The 16,474-nt window shown below is 71.7% G+C and carries 17 protein-coding genes; 15 read left to right on the top strand and 2 right to left on the bottom strand.

From position 1 onward, the window contains the following. Nucleotides 1-35 precede the first annotated feature (35 nt). The 3 genes from aroC to aroB are packed head-to-tail and all read left to right on the top strand — an operon-like array spanning nt 36 to nt 2,898. Nucleotides 36-1,256 carry a chorismate synthase gene (gene aroC, locus FS825_RS08885; protein WP_144712168.1) on the top strand — a complete coding sequence of 407 codons (1,221 nt, stop codon included), beginning with the start codon at nt 36-38 and terminating at the stop codon, nt 1,254-1,256. Then, nucleotides 1,253-1,804 (top strand): shikimate kinase, encoded by a 552-nt coding sequence (locus FS825_RS08880; RefSeq protein ID WP_395885870.1) that lies wholly within the window; start codon nt 1,253-1,255, stop codon nt 1,802-1,804. Before aroC ends, FS825_RS08880 begins: the two co-directional genes overlap by 4 nt. Further along, entirely contained in the window at nt 1,801-2,898 is a 1,098-nt protein-coding gene (gene aroB, locus FS825_RS08875) for a 3-dehydroquinate synthase (protein ID WP_395885868.1), read from the top strand. Before FS825_RS08880 ends, aroB begins: the two co-directional genes overlap by 4 nt. Before the next feature lie 12 nt (nt 2,899-2,910). Here aroB and FS825_RS08870 read toward each other — a convergent pair whose 3' ends face one another. Both FS825_RS08870 and FS825_RS08865 read right to left on the bottom strand, forming a co-directional pair. Then, nucleotides 2,911-3,105, bottom strand: coding sequence for a hypothetical protein (locus tag FS825_RS08870; protein ID WP_144712167.1), 195 nt, complete (start codon nt 3,103-3,105; stop codon nt 2,911-2,913). Next, complete coding sequence (locus FS825_RS08865; protein WP_144712166.1) at nt 3,105-3,395, bottom strand: hypothetical protein; 291 nt, start codon at nt 3,393-3,395, stop codon at nt 3,105-3,107. Before FS825_RS08865 ends, FS825_RS08870 begins: the two co-directional genes overlap by 1 nt. Nucleotides 3,396-3,517: 122 nt before the next feature. Between FS825_RS08865 and FS825_RS08860 the strand changes: the two genes are divergently transcribed. From FS825_RS08860 to rpoZ, 12 genes are all read left to right on the top strand, one after another. After that, nucleotides 3,518-5,209 carry an ABC1 kinase family protein gene (locus FS825_RS08860; RefSeq protein ID WP_186377149.1) on the top strand — a complete coding sequence of 564 codons (1,692 nt, stop codon included), beginning with the start codon at nt 3,518-3,520 and terminating at the stop codon, nt 5,207-5,209. Nucleotides 5,210-5,340: 131 nt separating this feature from the next. Continuing rightward, complete coding sequence (gene efp, locus FS825_RS08855; protein ID WP_144712164.1) at nt 5,341-5,904, top strand: elongation factor P; 564 nt, start codon at nt 5,341-5,343, stop codon at nt 5,902-5,904. Between the two features lie 11 nt (nt 5,905-5,915). After that, complete coding sequence (nusB, locus tag FS825_RS08850) at nt 5,916-6,368, top strand: transcription antitermination factor NusB (RefSeq protein ID WP_144712163.1); 453 nt, start codon at nt 5,916-5,918, stop codon at nt 6,366-6,368. A 57-nt stretch (nt 6,369-6,425) separates the two neighbouring features. Beyond that, the gene (gene pyrR, locus FS825_RS08845; protein ID WP_144712162.1) at nt 6,426-7,022 is read left to right on the top strand and encodes a bifunctional pyr operon transcriptional regulator/uracil phosphoribosyltransferase PyrR; all 597 of its coding nucleotides are present in this window, start codon (nt 6,426-6,428) and stop codon (nt 7,020-7,022) included. After that, nucleotides 7,019-7,978 (top strand): aspartate carbamoyltransferase catalytic subunit, encoded by a 960-nt coding sequence (locus FS825_RS08840; RefSeq protein WP_144712161.1) that lies wholly within the window; start codon nt 7,019-7,021, stop codon nt 7,976-7,978. Before pyrR ends, FS825_RS08840 begins: the two co-directional genes overlap by 4 nt. After that, entirely contained in the window at nt 7,975-9,333 is a 1,359-nt protein-coding gene (locus FS825_RS08835) for a dihydroorotase (RefSeq protein WP_144712160.1), read from the top strand. Before FS825_RS08840 ends, FS825_RS08835 begins: the two co-directional genes overlap by 4 nt. Continuing rightward, a complete protein-coding gene (locus tag FS825_RS08830) occupies nt 9,330-9,872 on the top strand; it encodes a PH-like domain-containing protein (RefSeq protein WP_144712159.1) in 543 nt (180 codons plus the stop codon). Before FS825_RS08835 ends, FS825_RS08830 begins: the two co-directional genes overlap by 4 nt. Further along, nucleotides 9,872-11,071: a glutamine-hydrolyzing carbamoyl-phosphate synthase small subunit gene (carA, locus tag FS825_RS08825; protein WP_144712158.1), complete on the top strand. Its 1,200-nt coding sequence runs from the start codon at nt 9,872-9,874 to the stop codon at nt 11,069-11,071. The genes FS825_RS08830 and carA overlap by 1 nt, the downstream gene beginning before the upstream one ends. Beyond that, entirely contained in the window at nt 11,071-14,349 is a 3,279-nt protein-coding gene (gene carB, locus FS825_RS08820; RefSeq protein WP_144712157.1) for a carbamoyl-phosphate synthase large subunit, read from the top strand. Before carA ends, carB begins: the two co-directional genes overlap by 1 nt. Beyond that, a complete protein-coding gene (gene pyrF, locus FS825_RS08815) occupies nt 14,346-15,230 on the top strand; it encodes an orotidine-5'-phosphate decarboxylase (protein ID WP_144712156.1) in 885 nt (294 codons plus the stop codon). Before carB ends, pyrF begins: the two co-directional genes overlap by 4 nt. Continuing rightward, nucleotides 15,227-16,141 (top strand): guanylate kinase, encoded by a 915-nt coding sequence (gene gmk, locus FS825_RS08810; protein ID WP_395885862.1) that lies wholly within the window; start codon nt 15,227-15,229, stop codon nt 16,139-16,141. The genes pyrF and gmk overlap by 4 nt, the downstream gene beginning before the upstream one ends. A gap of 69 nt (nt 16,142-16,210) precedes the next feature. Then, nucleotides 16,211-16,474 carry a DNA-directed RNA polymerase subunit omega gene (gene rpoZ, locus FS825_RS08805; protein ID WP_022906709.1) on the top strand — a complete coding sequence of 88 codons (264 nt, stop codon included), beginning with the start codon at nt 16,211-16,213 and terminating at the stop codon, nt 16,472-16,474.

Below are 16,474 nucleotides of genomic sequence, written 5' to 3'. Positions count from 1 at the left end.
GTCGCACGGGGCGGCGCTGTGGGAGGATGGACACCATGCTTCGTTGGTTGACTGCTGGTGAGTCCCACGGACCCGAACTCATCGCGATGCTCGAGGGCCTGCCCGCGGGTGTCCCGGTGTCGTTCGAGTCCATCCGTACCGATCTCGCACGCCGGAAGCTCGGGTACGGCCGCGGCTCCCGCATGAAGTTCGAGCAGGACGAGCTGCACGTCTCGGGCGGTGTCCGGCACGGCTACTCGATGGGCAGCCCGATCGCGATCCGGATCGGCAACACCGAGTGGCCGAAGTGGGTCGAGGTGATGAACCCCGAGCCCGTCGAACCGACCGAGATGTCCCGCGGGCGTTCGGCGCCGCTGACCCGGCCGCGTCCGGGCCACGCCGACCTCGTCGGCATGCAGAAGTACGGCTTCGACGAAGCCCGTCCGATCCTCGAGCGCGCTTCGGCCCGCGAGACCGCGGCCCGGGTGGCCCTCGGCGCGGTCGCGAAGTCGTTCCTGGCGGAGCTCGGCATCCGCTCGGTGGCGCACACGCTGCAGGTCGGGACGGTCCGCGTCCCCGACGGCACGGCGCTCCCGCTGCCCGACGACGTCGACCGCCTCGACGACGACCAGCTCCGCTGCTTCGACGCCGAGACCTCCGCGCGCATGGTCACCGAGGTCGAGGCGGCCAAGAAGGACGGCGACACCCTCGGCGGCGTCGTCGAGGTCCTGTTCTACGGCGTCCCGCCAGGGCTCGGTTCCCACGTGCAGTGGGACCGCCGGCTCGACGCCCGGCTCGCAGCGGCGATCATGGGGATCCAGGCCATCAAGGGCGTCGAGGTCGGCGACGGCTTCGCGACCGCAGCACGCCGCGGGTCCGAGGCGCACGACGAGCTCTACCGCGAAGACGGCGAGATCGTCCGCACGACCGACCGCGCCGGCGGCACCGAGGGCGGCATGTCCACGGGCACCGTGCTGCGCGTCCGCGCGGGCATGAAGCCGATCGCGACGGTGCCGCACGCGCTGCACACCATCGACGTCACCACCGGCGAGGACGCCTCCGCGCACCACCAGCGTTCCGACGTCTGCGCCGTCCCCGCGGCCGGCGTGGTCGCCGAGGCCATGGTCGCGCTCGTGCTCGCCGACGCCGTGCTCGAGAAGTTCGGCGGCGACAACGTCGTCGAGACGAAGCGGAACCTCGACGCGTACCTCGCGTCGATCCCGGAGACGCTGCGCAGCCGTCGCACCGAGACCGCCGAGCCGACCGCGGCCTGGTGAGCGGCACCGCGCTGTCCGCACCCGTCGTCATCATCGGACCGATGGGCGCGGGCAAGTCGAGCGTGGGCAAACGCGTCGCGAAGGCGCTCGGCGTCCCGTTCACCGACACCGACCGCGTCATCGTGCGGGAGCACGGGCCGATCCCGGGCATCTTCGCCGACCGCGGCGAACCGACGTTCCGCGCGCTCGAGGCCGAGGCGGTCCGCTCGGCGATGGCGACCGGCGGCGTGATCGCCGTCGGCGGCGGTGCCGTCACGCACGCCGCCACGCGCGAAGCGATGCGCGGCGCGAGCGTCGTGCTCCTCACCGTCTCCCCGGAGGCGGTGGCGGATCGCATCGCGGGCAGCGACCGACCCCTGCTCGCGAACGGCGGCATCGACGCCTGGCAGACCATCATGGACGAGCGCGCGGCCACCTACGCCGAACTCGCCCACGCCGTCTTCGACACCTCCCGACGTCCGATGTCCCACGTCGTCGACGACGTCGTCGCCTGGCTCGGTGCGGACACCCGCCCGGAGACCCGCACCACCACCGAAGGAGCACCGTGACCGAGTCGATCCTGCCGGAGGGCACCACCGAGATCCGCGTCGGCGGGGACGACGGGTACGTCGTCGCCGTCGGGAACGGCCTGCTCGGGTCGCTGCCGGCGCTCCTCGGCCCCCGCGTCGCCAAGGTCCTCATCGTGCACGCACCGACGCTCGGCGCGCGGGCGAACGACCTGCGCGACCTGCTCGCCGACGCCGGGCTCGAAGCGCTCATCGCCGAGGTACCCGACGCCGAGGGCGCGAAGCGCATCGAGGTCGCCGCGTTCTGCTGGCAGATCATGGGGCAGTCCGACTTCACCAGGACCGACGCGGTCGTCGGGCTCGGCGGCGGCGCCGTGACCGACCTCGCCGGGTTCGTCGCGGCCACCTGGCTGCGTGGCGTGCCCTACGTCGCGATCCCCACGAGCGTGCTCGGCATGGTGGACGCCAGCGTCGGTGGCAAGACGGGGATCAACACGAACGAGGGCAAGAACCTCGTCGGTGCCTTCTACCCGCCCCGTGCGGTAGTGGCGGACCTCGACCTCGTCCGGACGCTGCCGCGCAACGAGATCCTCACCGGTTTCGCGGAGATCGTGAAGGCCGGGTTCATCGCCGTCCCCGAGATCCTCGACATCGTCGAAGCCGACGTCGCCCGCGTGACGGACCCGTCCACGCCCGAGTTCCGACGGGTCGTCGAGCTGGCGGTCGCGCTCAAGGCCGAGGTCGTGTCCGACGACTTCCGCGAGCAGGGCCGCCGCGAGATCCTCAACTACGGGCACACGCTCGGACACGCGATCGAGCACGCCGAGCGCTACCAGTGGCGGCACGGCGCAGCGGTGTCGGTCGGCATGGTGTTCGCGGCCGAGCTCGCACGCCTGACCGGTCACCTGGACGACGCGACGGTCGACCGGCACCGGTCGATCCTGGAGTCCCTCGAACTGCCGACCACGTACGGCATCGGCCGGTGGGAAGGACTGCTCGCGACGATGCGGCGGGACAAGAAGGCGCGGGCCGGCATGCTGCGGTTCATCATCCTCGACGGGGTGGGGAAGCCCGTGACGCTCGAGGGGCCCGAGGACCACCTGCTCTTCACCGCCTACCAGGAGGTCGGGGTCTAGCAGCCCCCCCCGTCAGCGCAGGACGCGTCGGGTCCGCCGCCACCACCACTTCACGCGCATCGAGACGGTGACGACGCCCGTGCGCTCGGACTCCAACCATTCTTCGACCGTCGCGCCCTCGACCCACGCGACGAGTACAGCATCGTCGTGGTCGGTCCCATCGATCTTGAACTCCGGACGATCCGGCAGCGGAGCGAAGAGGTGCATCAGTCGTCGTCCTTCTCGGTCGTGGGCGGAGCGTGCCGACGGAGTGCTCGGAGCGCGAGGTTCTGGTCGGCTTTGGAGGCCCACCGTACGGTCATCATCCGCTCGAGCACATTTCTCGAGATGTCGTACTCCGCCTCCGTACTCTTCGCTCGCATCGCCCAGGTCAGACGCGTCCACGCGTGGTCTCGGTCGGGGGTCCGGCGGTTCTGGAACGCGCCGAACCAGCTCACCACCGCGGCGAGCACGGACGCGGCCGCTGCGATGCTCGCGGCGATGAGTGCTGTCTCCATGACCCGATCCTGACGGGGCGGACGCGACCGCATGCCGGGCGAGCGCCGACCTGTGGATGACGAGCCGCGCCTCCAGGCTGTGGAGGACCGGACCACGCAGGGCGGGGGAGCACACTGGACGCGTGCCCACTCCGCCCCGCCTGAGCGACCTGTCCGCCCCGAAGGAAGCCGACCCCGGCACCCTCCGTTCGCGCGGCCGCCGGTTCACCGAGCTGCTCTCGATCGCCCGCCGGCACGGCCTCGTGCCCTTCCGTCGGCTGGACTTCTCCCACGATCCCGCGACGTCCGACCTGCGACGCAGCCAGGCCGAGCACCTCCGCCTCGCCCTCGAGGAAGCCGGCGGCGGCTTCGTGAAGATGGGCCAGCTGCTCTCGACGCGTGACGACCTGCTCCCCGACGAGTGGACCGACGGGCTCGCCCACCTGCAGCGGAGCGTGACCCCGGCCCCCGCGGACGAGGTCGCCGCCCTGCTCGAACGGGAGCTGGGTGCCCCGGTCGACGAGGTGTTCGCAGCCTTCGACCCGGTGCCCGTCGCGGCGGCGTCGATCGCCCAGGTGCACCGCGCGCGGCTCGCCGACGGCACGAGCGTCGCCGTGAAGGTGCAGCGACCCGGGATCGACGTCGCCGTCCGGCGGGACGTCGACATCGCGCTCCGCGTGGTGCGGTTCATGGCGCGGTGGTCGGCCGAGGCACGGCAGGTCGGCGTGCAGGAGGTCGCGCAGCAGTACGCCGACGACCTCGTCCGTCAGGTGGACTTCGGTTCGGAGCTGCGGAACCTCACGACGCTCCGCGCGGCACAGGCCCGGAGCGCGCGCCCCGACGAGGTGCGGTTCCCCGACCCGTACCCCGACCTCTCGGGGCGCCGGGTCCTGGTGATGGAGTTCCTCGAGGGCGACACGCTGAGCGCGATCCGCGCCGAGCGGTCCGACCGTGACCTCGACGAGCCGATGCGGGCGATCCTCCGCGCGTTCCTCCGGCAGGTGGTGTTCGACGGGATCTACCACGCCGACCTGCACCCGGGGAACGTCCTCGTCCAGCCGGACGGCCGCCCGGCGCTCATCGACTTCGGGTCCGTCGGTCGGCTCGACCCCGGGCTCCGGGACACCGTGCAGGAGCTCCTCGCCGCGTACATCCAGGACGACACCTCCCGCATCGCGGACGCCGTGCTGCGGATGGCGCCGGTCCGGGACGCCGAGGACGAGGCGGACTTCCGCCGGGACATCGCGCGCTTCGTGGCCGACGAGCTCGGACCGGGCGCCCGGATCGGTGTCGAGACCGTCGACGACGCGGTCGAGGTGTTCGGCCGCTACCGGCTGACGGCGCCGCCGGACTTCGTCGCTGCGGCGCGGGCACTCGCGATCTTCGAGGGCACGCTCCGCACGCTCACGCCGTCCTTCGACCTCCTCGAGGAGTCCCGCGGACTCGCACGCGAGCAGATCCGTGACCAGCTGCGGCCCGGGAAGCTCCGCGACGTCGCCGTGCGGGAGCTGTTCGGGGCCGTCACCGCGGCGCGCCGGCTCCCGCGCCGCGTCGACCGGATCGGCGAGGCCATCGAGACCGGGAAGCTCTCGGTCAACATCCGGTTGTTCGCGGACCGGCGCGACCGACGCACGCTGAACGGTGTCATCCGACGGGTCCTCCTCGTGCTGCTCGGCTCCGGCGCCGGGATCCTCGCGATCGTCTACCTCGCGGCACCGGCGCGTCCGACCGCCGTGCTCTCCACCGGGGTGGCCGGTGCGCTGCTCGGGGGAGCGGCGGTGGTGCTGCTCGCCTGGGCGGCGATCGACTCCGCCCTGGCGCGGAAGCGCGACTGAGGACGAGTGCGCGGAAGCGCGAGTGAGGACGAGCCCGCGGAAGCGCGACCGACCGCGTCCGGTACACTCGTCCGGGACCCAGCGCGGTCCGCAGACCTTCACAACACGATCGAACGGGACATCGAAGACTCATGGCCAGTACCACTGACATCAAGAACGGCGCCGTTCTCATCATCGACGGGCAGCTCTGGTCGGTCGTCGAGTTCCAGCACGTCAAGCCGGGCAAGGGCGGCGCGTTCGTCCGTACCAAGCTCAAGAACGTCGTGTCGGGCAAGGTCGTCGACCGCACCTTCAACGCCGGTGCGAAGATCGACACCGCGGTCGTCGACCGCCGCGACTACCAGTTCCTCTACGAGGACGGCGACTCCTACGTGTTCATGGACACCGACACGTACGACCAGATCCCGGTCTCGGCGACGGTCGTCGGCGACGCCAAGAACTACCTGCTCGAGTCGGCGATGGTCACCATCGCGATGAACGAGGGCAACCCGCTGTACGTCGAGCTCCCCACCTCGATCGTCACCGAGGTGGAGACCGAGCCGGGCCTGCAGGGCGACCGCTCGTCCGGCGGCACCAAGGACGCGACCATCATCGCGACCGGCCACCGGATCCAGGTCCCGCTGTACCTCGAGAACGGCACCACGGTGAAGATCGACACGCGCGACGGCAGCTTCCTCGGCCGCGTCAACTCCTAGGCGCTGACCGGATGAGTGCTCGCTCCAAGGCCCGCAAGCGCGCCCTCGACATGCTGTACGTGGCGGAGGTGCGCGAGCTGTCGATCTCGGACGTCCTCGCCACCGAGACCGTCCGCCACCTGGACCAGCCGGAGCGCGCCTCCAGCTGGGACTACGCGCGGCAGATCGTCACCGGCGTGGACGACGACCGCGCGCTGCTCGACGACATCATCGTCGAGCACGCGCAGGGCTGGTCGATCGCCCGCATGCCGGTGCTCGACCGGTGCATCCTGCGGATGGGCGTCTGGGAGCTCCGGTTCAACGACGAGGTGCCCGACGCGGTCGCGATCGCCGAGGCGGTCGAGCTCGCGCAGTCGCTCTCGACGGAGGAGTCCGCCGGGTTCGTCAACGGGGTGCTCGGCGCCGTCGCCGGTGGTCGTGCACCGTCCGGTCGGACGGTCGCAGGGGACCAGGAGTCCCGGTAGGGTTGACCACGTCAGCATCCTTTAAGTCCGTCCGGTGAGGCGGGGAAGGAGGTCGGCGTGGGTACCAGAACGGTCCTGCAGCAGCCCGACATCACGCGTGCTCTGACACGCATCGCCCACGAGATCCTCGAGGCCAACCACGGCGCCTCGGACCTCGTCCTCCTCGGCATCCCGACCCGGGGGGCGGTCCTCGCAGAACGCCTCGACCGGGTCCTGGCCGACATCGAACCCGAGTGGACGACCGGCGACGGCCGCGTCGGCACCCTCGACGTGACGATGCACCGGGACGACCTCGGCCACGGCATCGGCCGCGCGCCGCACCGGACGACCATCCCGGCGAGCGGCATCGACGGCAAGGTCGTCGTGCTCGTCGACGACGTGCTGTACTCCGGCCGCACGGTCCGGGCGGCGCTCGACGCGCTGCAGGGGATCGGCCGTCCGCGGGCGGTCCGGCTCGCCGTCCTGGTCGACCGGGGGCACCGCGAACTCCCCATCCGCGCGGACCACGTCGGCAAGAACCTGCCGACGGCCTCCGACGAGCGCGTGACGCTCCGCCTGACCGAGACCGACGGCACCGACGAGGTCGTCATCGAGCAGAGCGAGACGCAGAACGAGACGCAGAGCGAGACACAGATCGATGGGGGGACGGCGTGAAGCACCTCCTCTCCACCGCCGACCTCTCCCGCGCCGAGGCGATCCACATCCTCGACGTCGCCGAGGAGATGGCCGAGGTGAACACCCGCGAGGTCCGGAAGCTCCCGGCACTCCGGGGCAAGACCGTCGTGAACCTCTTCTTCGAGGACTCCACCCGCACCCGGATCTCGTTCGAGGCCGCCGCGAAGCGCCTCTCCGCCGACGTCCTCAACTTCGCCGCGAAGGGCTCGAGCGTCTCCAAGGGCGAGTCCCTCAAGGACACCGTGCAGACCCTCGGCGCGATGGGCATCGACGGCATCGTGATCCGCCACGGCGCGTCCGGGGCGCCGCGGGTCCTCGCCGACGCCGACTGGATCGACGTCCCCGTGGTCAACGCGGGCGACGGCACCCACGAGCACCCCACGCAGGCGCTCCTCGACGCCTTCACGATGCGCCGTCGCCTGCACGGCGCCGGCAGCCGTGGGCAGGCGCTCGACGGCGTCCGCGTCCTCATCGTCGGCGACGTCCTGCACAGCCGCGTCGCCCGGAGCAACGCGTGGCTGCTGCGGACCCTCGGCGCGAGCGTCACCTTCGCCGCTCCGCCGACGCTGCTCCCGGTGTCGGCGAACCCGTTCGGTGCCGCCGTGCACCACGACCTCGACGCCGCCCTCGCCGAGGACCCGGACGTCGTGATGACCCTCCGGATCCAGCAGGAACGGATGAACGACGCGTTCTTCCCGAACCCGCGCGAGTACACCCGGCACTGGGGGCTCACCGCGAGCCGGTACCACCGGCTGTCGCAGCGGACGCTGATCATGCACCCGGGGCCGATGAACCGCGGCCTCGAGATCGCCGGCGTCGCCGCCGACGACCCCCGCTCGACCGTCGTCGAGCAGGTCGAGAACGGCGTGTCGGTCCGGATGGCCGTCCTCTACCTGGCCCTCACGGGGAACGAAGCGAAGGAGACCGTCGCATGACCGCCCACCTCATCCGCGGCGCGCAGCTGGTCGACGGCTCGCGTGCCGACATCCGACTGGAGGCGCGGCGCATCACCGCGGTCGGGTCCGGTCTCGACGCGGCCGGCGCCACGGTCGTCGACGCGGACGGCCTCATCGCCCTGCCCGGTCTCGTGGACCTCCACACCCACCTGCGCGAGCCCGGCTTCGAGGAGTCGGAGACGGTCCTCACCGGCTCGCGTGCCGCGGCCGCGGGCGGCTTCACCGCGGTGAACGCGATGGCGAACTCGTCGCCGGTCGCCGACACCGCCGGGGTGGTCGAGCAGGTCCAGGCGCTCGGGGAGGACGCCGGCTACGTCACGGTGCGCCCGATCGGTGCGGTCTCGCAGGGACTGCAGGGCACGCACCTCTCCGAGATCGGTGCCATGGCGACGAGCCGCGCGAAGGTCCGGGTCTTCTCCGACGACGGCTCGTGCGTGTCGGACCCGCTCCTCATGCGCCGGGCGCTCGAGTACATCAAGGGCTTCGGCGGGGTGCTCGCGCAGCACGCGCAGGAGCCGAGACTGACCATCGGCGCACAGATGAACGAGGGCCGGCTGTCGTCGGAGCTCGGGCTCGCGGGCTGGCCGGCCGTCGCGGAAGAGGCGATCATCGCCCGCGACGTCCTGCTCGCCGACCACGTCGGTGCGCGGCTGCACGTCTGCCACGTCTCGACCGCCGGCAGCGTCGAGGTGATCCGCTGGGCGAAGTCCCGCGGGATCGACGTCACGGCCGAGGTCACGCCGCACCACCTCATCCTCACCGAGGACCTCATCGCCGGGGTCGACGGAGCGGCCGGCTACGACGCGCGGTACAAGGTCAACCCGCCGCTGCGCTCCCGCGAGGACGTCGACGCGCTCCGCGGGGCCCTGGCCGACGGCACGATCGACATCGTCGCGACCGACCACGCGCCGCACACGGCCGAGGCGAAGTGCTGCGAGTGGCCCGCGGCCGCGAACGGCATGGTCGGCCTCGAATCGGCGCTCAGTGTCGTGCACGCGGCCGTCGTCGAGTCCGGTCAGCTCGACTGGGCCGACGTCGCTCGCGTGCTCTCCGAGGCGCCGGCCCGCATCGGGCAGGTCGAGGGTCAGGGGCAGCGGATCGCCGAGGGTGCGTCCGCCGAGATCACGCTGTACGACCCGTCGGCCAGCCGGGACTTCGCGGTCACCGACCTCGCCGGGCAGTCGCAGAACTCGCCGTACCTGGGGATGCGGCTCCCCGGACGCGTCGTGGCGACCTTCCACCACGGCTACGCGACGGTGCTCGACGGCCAGCTCGTCGACGCCGCCACGATCGCGGCGCACGCCGCGGCGCAGCGGACGGGAGCGGACGCATGAGTGGTGACGCCGCACGCTGGCTCCTCGGCGGGATCATCCTGCTGGCGGTCGCCGCGCTGTTCGTCGCCATGGCACGCACCTGGCGGACGCGGACCAGGAAGCAGACGGAAGCCGTGCCTCCCGTCGCCGTCCCGGCCGACCTGTCACCGGCAGCCGGGTCGTGGGACGGCTTCACCGTCGCGACGACCCGCGCCGACCAGCCGCTCGAGCGGGTCACGGCGGGCGGCCTCGGGTTCCGGGGCCGCGGCGGCGTGACCGTCCACGAGACCGGAGTGGTGCTCCACCACGCCGGGACCGCCGACCGCTGGATCGCGCGCGACGCGGTCCGCGGCGCCGACCGCGCCACGTGGGCCATCGACCGTGTGGTCGAGCCCGGGGGACTGGTCCGTCTGCGATGGACGGCGACCGGCGCCGCAGGTGCGACGGACCTCGACACCTACTTCCGGTTCCCGGAGGGCGACGCAGCAGCACTCGTCGCCCTGCAGGGACTGTCGACGAAGCACGAACACCCGCACACCGCGGGCGAAGGGACGAACTGATGACACGCGAACGGGCCGTGCTGGTCCTCGAGGACGGCACCCGGTACGACGGCTGGGCCTACGGCGCCCGCGGGCGCACGCTCGGCGAGGTGGTCTTCGCGACCGGCATGACCGGCTACCAGGAGACGCTCACCGACCCCTCGTACGCCGGGCAGATCGTGGTGCAGACCGCGCCGCACATCGGCAACACGGGTGTGAACGACGAGGACCCCGAGTCCCGCCGCATCTGGGTCGCCGGGTACGTCGTGCGCGACCCCAGCCGCGTGGTGTCGAACCACCGCGCCAACGCGTCGCTCGACGAGCACCTCGTGCGGGACGGCATCGTCGGCATCTCCGGGATCGACACCCGGGCACTCACGCGGCGGATCCGCGACGCCGGTGCCATGAAGGGCGGCGTGTTCAGCGGTGCCGACGCGGCGCTGGACCCTTCCGAGCAGGCGCGTCTGGTCAGTGAGCAGGCGACGATGGCCGGGGCGAGCTTCTCCGCGATCGTCTCCACGCCCGAGACCTACGTCGTCCCCGCGGTGGGCGAGCAGATCGGCCGGCTGGCCGTGCTCGACCTCGGGGTGAAGGCATCGACGACCCGCTACCTCGCCGAGCGCGGGTTCGAGGTGCACGTCGTGCCGCAGGACATCTCCGCCGCGGCGCTCGAGGAACTCGCGCCGGACGCCCTGTTCTACTCGAACGGCCCCGGCGACCCGGCCGCGAGCGACGCCCAGGTGACGCTGCTGCAGGAGAGCCTGAAGACCGGTCGCCCGTTCTTCGGCATCTGCTTCGGCAACCAGCTGCTCGGTCGTGCCCTCGGGTTCGGCACCTACAAGCTGCCCTTCGGTCACCGCGGCATCAACCAGCCCGTGCTCGACACCACGACGGGCAAGGTCGAGATCACGAGCCAGAACCACGGCTTCGCGGTCGACGCTCCGCTCGGCGAGGTCATCGAGTCGCCGGCCGGGTTCGGTCGGGTCGAGGTCTCGCACTACTCCCTGAACGACCAGGTCGTCGAGGGGCTCCGCGCCCTCGACGTCCCCGCGTTCAGCGTGCAGTACCACCCCGAGGCCGCCGCCGGACCGCACGACTCCATGTACCTGTTCGACCGGTTCGCCGACCTGGTCCGCGCGCGCCGCGACGGAGAGCCGCTCGACGCGGCGACCGCCGACGCCACGACCCCCGCAGCAGACGTCACGAAGGAAGGCAACTGATGCCGAAGCGCCAAGACATCAACTCCGTGCTCGTCATCGGCTCCGGCCCGATCGTCATCGGGCAGGCCGCCGAGTTCGACTACTCCGGCACCCAGGCGTGCCGCGTCCTCCGCTCCGAGGGCGTCCGGGTGATCCTCGTGAACCCGAACCCGGCGACGATCATGACGGACCCGGACTTCGCCGACGCGACCTACATCGAGCCGATCACCAGCGCGTCGATCGAGGAGATCATCAAGATCGAGCGCCCGGACGCCGTGCTCCCGACGCTCGGCGGCCAGACCGCCCTGAACGCCGCGATCAAGCTCGACGCCGAGGGCATCCTCGCCAAGTACGACGTCGAGCTCATCGGTGCCAAGGTCGACGCGATCCAGCGCGGCGAGGACCGCCAGCTCTTCAAGGAGCTCGTCCTCGAGTCGGGTGCGGACGTCGCCCGGAGCCACATCGCGCACACCCTCGACGAGGCGAAGGAGTACGCCCAGGACCTCGGCTACCCCCTCGTCGTCCGCCCGTCCTTCACGATGGGTGGCCTCGGTTCGGGCTTCGCGTACAACGAGGAGGAGCTCGTCCGCTTCGTCGGCGACGGCCTGCAGTCGAGCCCGACCACCGAGGTGCTCCTCGAGGAGTCGATCCTCGGCTGGAAGGAGTACGAGCTCGAGCTCATGCGGGACAACTACGACAACACCGTCGTGATCTGCTCGATCGAGAACGTCGACCCGGTGGGCGTCCACACCGGCGACTCGATCACCGTCGCCCCCGCCCTGACGCTGACCGACCGCGAGTACCAGAACATGCGGAACATCGGCATCGACATCATCCGGCGCGTCGGCGTCGACACCGGCGGGTGCAACATCCAGTTCGCCGTCGACCCGTCCAACGGCCGGCTCATCGTCATCGAGATGAACCCGCGCGTCTCCCGCTCGTCGGCGCTCGCGTCGAAGGCCACCGGCTTCCCGATCGCGAAGATCGCGGCGAAGCTCGCCATCGGCTACCGGCTCGACGAGATCGAGAACGACATCACCCGCGTCACCCCGGCGAGCTTCGAGCCGACGCTCGACTACGTGGTCGTGAAGACCCCGCGGTTCGCCTTCGAGAAGTTCCCCGCCGCGGACGCGACGCTCACCACGACGATGAAGAGCGTCGGCGAGGCGATGGCGATCGGCCGCAACTACGCCACCGCGCTGCAGAAGTCGCTCCGGTCGCTCGAGAAGCGGGGGTCGAGCTTCCACTGGGACACCCCGGCGGGCGAGCTCGACAAGGACGCCCTCCTCGCGAAGTCCGCGATCCCGACGGACGGCCGCATCGTCACGGTGCAGCAGGCGCTCGTCGCCGGTGCCACCGCGGACGAGGTCTTCGAGGCCACGAAGATCGACCCGTGGTTCATCGACCAGATCGTGCTCATCAACGAGGTCGCTCTGGAGGTCAGGAACGCCGAGACGCTGGACGCGGACATCCTCCGCTGGGCGAAGGAGCACGGCTTCAGCGACGCCCAGATCGCGTCGCTGCGCGGGATCTCAGAACAGGAGGCCCGTGACCTCCGGCACCAGGAAGGCATCCGCCCGGTCTTCAAGACGGTCGACACCTGCGCCGGCGAGTTCCCGGCCCTCACGCCGTACCACTACTCGTCGTACGACGCCGAGACCGAGGTCGTCCCGAGCGACCGCAAGAAGGTCGTCATCCTCGGTTCCGGCCCGAACCGCATCGGCCAGGGCGTCGAGTTCGACTACTCCTGCGTGCACGCGTCCTTCGCGCTGAGCGACGCCGGGTTCGAGACGATCATGATCAACTGCAACCCGGAGACGGTGTCCACGGACTACGACACGTCCGACCGCCTGTACTTCGAGCCCCTCACGACCGAGGACGTCCTCGAGGTCATCGAGGCCGAAGCTGCCTCCGGCGAGCTCGTCGGCGTCGTCGTGCAGCTCGGTGGCCAGACGGCCCTCGGGCTCGCGAAGCCGCTCGAGGCGGCCGGCATCCCGATCCTCGGCACGTCCCCGTCGGCCATCGACTCCGCCGAGGAGCGCGGCCAGTTCTCGGCGATCCTCGACCAGGCCGGGCTGCTCGCCCCGCGCAACGGCACGGCGCACGACCTCGCGAGCGCCACCTCCGTCGCGGAGGAGATCGGCTACCCGGTCCTCGTCCGCCCGTCCTTCGTGCTCGGCGGCCGCGGCATGGAGATCGTCTACGACTCGACCGCCATGGCCGACTACTTCGACCGGATGGCCGACCAGGCGATCATCGGTCCGGAGCTCCCGCTGCTCGTGGACCGGTTCCTGGACGACGCCGTGGAGATCGACGTCGACGCCCTGTTCGACGGTGAGCGGCTCTACATCGGCGGCATCATGGAGCACCTGGAGGAAGCCGGCATCCACTCCGGCGACTCGGCCTGCACCCTGCCGCCGGTCGGCCTCGGGCGCGCCGAGATCCAGGGCGTGGTCGCCGCGACCGAGAAGATCGCGCGTGGCATCGGCGTCCGGGGGCTCCTCAACGTGCAGTTCGCGATCGCCGCGGGTGTGCTCTACGTCCTCGAGGCGAACCCGCGCGCCAGCCGCACGGTCCCGTTCGTCTCGAAGGCGCTCGGCATCCCGCTCGCGAAGGCCGCCTCGCGCGTGATGACCGGCACATCCGTCGACGCGCTGGTCGCCGAGGGCATCCTGCCCGAGCGGGACGGCTCCTCGGTGCCGCCGCAGGCGCCGGTCGCCGTGAAGGAGGCCGTCCTGCCCTTCCGCCGCTTCCGGACCCACGACGGCCAGGTCGTCGACTCCGTGCTCAGCCCGGAGATGCGCTCCACCGGCGAGGTCATGGGCATCGACCGCGACTTCCCGCGGGCGTTCCTCAAGTCGCAGGAGGCCGCGTACGGCGGCCTGCCGACGGGCGGCACCGTCTTCGTGAGCGTCGCCGACACCGACAAGCGCGCCATCGTGCTGCCGATCCACCGCCTGCAGCAGCTCGGCTTCTCGATCTCGGCCACCGAGGGGACCGCCGAGGTCCTCCGGCGCAACGGCATCGACGTCACGATCGTCGGCAAGTACAGCGAGGGCGGCGAGAGCGTCGTCGACCTGCTCGCGCGCGGTGCGGTCGACATCGTCGTGAACACGCCGTCCGGTGCCGCCGGACGCGCGGACGGCTACGAGATCCGCGCGGCCACGGTCGCCGCGGACAAGCCGATCTTCACGACCATCGCGGAGCTCGGTGCGGCCGTCGCGGCGATCGAGACGATGGGGTCGCCGATGAGCGTCCGCAGCCTGCAGGACTACGCGCTCGAGCGCGCGACCTGGTGACCGACGGGACCACGGGAGGCGCGGCCTCCTTCGGCGTCCGGCTCGCCGCCGCCATCGGGTCGCGTTCCGCCCTCTGCGTCGGGATCGACCCCCACGCCGCCACCCTGGCGGCGTGGGGGCTCGGTCGCGACGAGGAGGGCCTGACGGCCTTCGGCGCGACCCTGGTGGACGCGGCCGCGGGCCGCGCCGCGATCGTGAAGCCGCAGATCGCCTTCTTCGAGGCCGCGGGGGTGGCCGGCTACCGTGCGCTCGACGCGACGATCCGACGGGCACGCGATGCGGGCCTCCTGGTCGTCGCCGACGTCAAGCGGGGCGACATCGGATCGACCGGTGACGACTACGCCCTGGCGTGGCTGGACCGTGACGGGCCGTTCGCAGCCGACGCGATGACCGTGTCGCCGTACCTCGGGTACGGCTCGCTCGCCGGGACCGTCGACGTCGCGCGCCGGAACGGCGCCGGGGTCTTCGTGCTCGCCGCGACGAGCAACCCCGAGGCCCGGGTGCTGCAGACCGCGGTGCTCGCGGAGGGCCCGCGTGCGGGGCGGAGCGTCGCGGCCGGTATCGTCTTGGACGTGGCAGACGACAACCGGGCCGGCGGCGACCAGCCCCTCGGCGACATCGGGCTCGTGCTCGGCGCGACGCTCGCCCTCGACGACTTCGGCATCGACCGGGACTCGATCGGCACGGCGCCGGTCCTCGCCCCGGGCTTCGGCGCCCAGGGTGCGCGCATCGAGGACCTCCGCGCGCTGTACGGCTCCCGTGCCGAGCAGGTGCTCGTGAGCGAGTCCCGCGGCCTGCTGACCGACGGTCCGGACGGCGTCGCCGGGCTCGTGGCCGACCGCGCCGACCGCATCCGCCGCGCGCTGGGGGCGGCCGCGTGACGGCGGACCGCGACGACCTGCCCGCGCACCGGAACCCGCCGGAGGTCGACCGTGTCGCCGCTGCGGCGGCCGCAGTGGCGGCGCGGCGCGCCCGGGCCGCGGTGAAGGCCGCCGTCGCCTCGGGGGAGCGCTCCGCGCTCGAGGTCGCGCGCCTCGCGTGGAGCGATGACGACGCACCGGCCGAGAAGTCCCTGCGCGTCCGCGACCTGCTCACGAGCCTGTCCGGCATCGGTCCGGCGCGTGCGGAGTCGATCATGGGCGAGCTGCGGATCGCACCGTCGAAGCGGCTCGGCGGCCTCGGCACCCGGCAGCGGTCGGAACTCGCGGACTGGCTCGCCGCCCGCGGTCGGAAGCGCGGGACCTCGAAGCTCGTCGTGCTCGCCGGACCCACCGCGGTCGGCAAGGGCACCGTGAGTGCGTTCATCCGCGAGCAGTACCCCGACGTCAACCTCAGCGTCTCGGCGACGACCCGGAAGCCGCGACCCGGCGAGGTCGACGGCGTGCACTACTTCTTCGTGGACGACGACGAGTTCGACCGGATGATCCGCGACCGGGAACTCCTCGAGTGGGCGACCGTGCACAACTCGTACCGGTACGGCACCCCGCGGCCGCCGATCGACCGCGCGCTCGACGCCGGCGACAAGGTGATGCTCGAGATCGACCTGCAGGGTGCCCGCCAGGTGCGCGACGCGATGCCCGAGGCGGTCCTGGTGTTCCTGCTGCCGCCCTCGTGGGAGGAACTCGTGCGGCGGCTCATCGGCCGCGGCACCGAGTCCGCCGAGGAACAGGCACGCCGACTCGACACCGCCAAGGTCGAACTGGCCGCGCAGGACGAGTTCGACGTGCGGATCGTGAACTCCGATGTCGGCACCGCGGCGCGCGAGGTCGTAGACTTGTTCTCTGCGCCCTGACGGGCGCACGCGCGTGCCGGGCCACCGTCCGGGCACCCGCCCCGATCCGTTCCGTCGTCAGGAGACACCATGGCCAACCCCCAGGGCATCATCGACCCGCCCATCGACGACCTGCTCGCCAAGGTGGAGTCGAAGTACGCGCTCGTCATCTTCGCCTCGAAGCGCGCGCGGCAGATCAACGACTACTACGCCGACCTGCACGAGGGGTCGCTCTTCGACAACGTCGGCCCGCTCGTCGACTCGACGATCGACGACAAGCCGCTGTCCGTCGCGCTGCACGAGATCAACGAGGACAAGCTCACCGTCACCAAGCAGCAGCAGCCCACCGACTGA

It is taken from the genome of Curtobacterium pusillum, from assembly GCF_007680845.1.
Classification (GTDB): Bacteria; Actinomycetota; Actinomycetes; order Actinomycetales; family Microbacteriaceae; genus Curtobacterium; species Curtobacterium pusillum_B.
The sequence above is the reverse complement of the archived record's forward strand: the minus strand, read 5'-3'. Positions and strand labels throughout refer to the sequence as shown.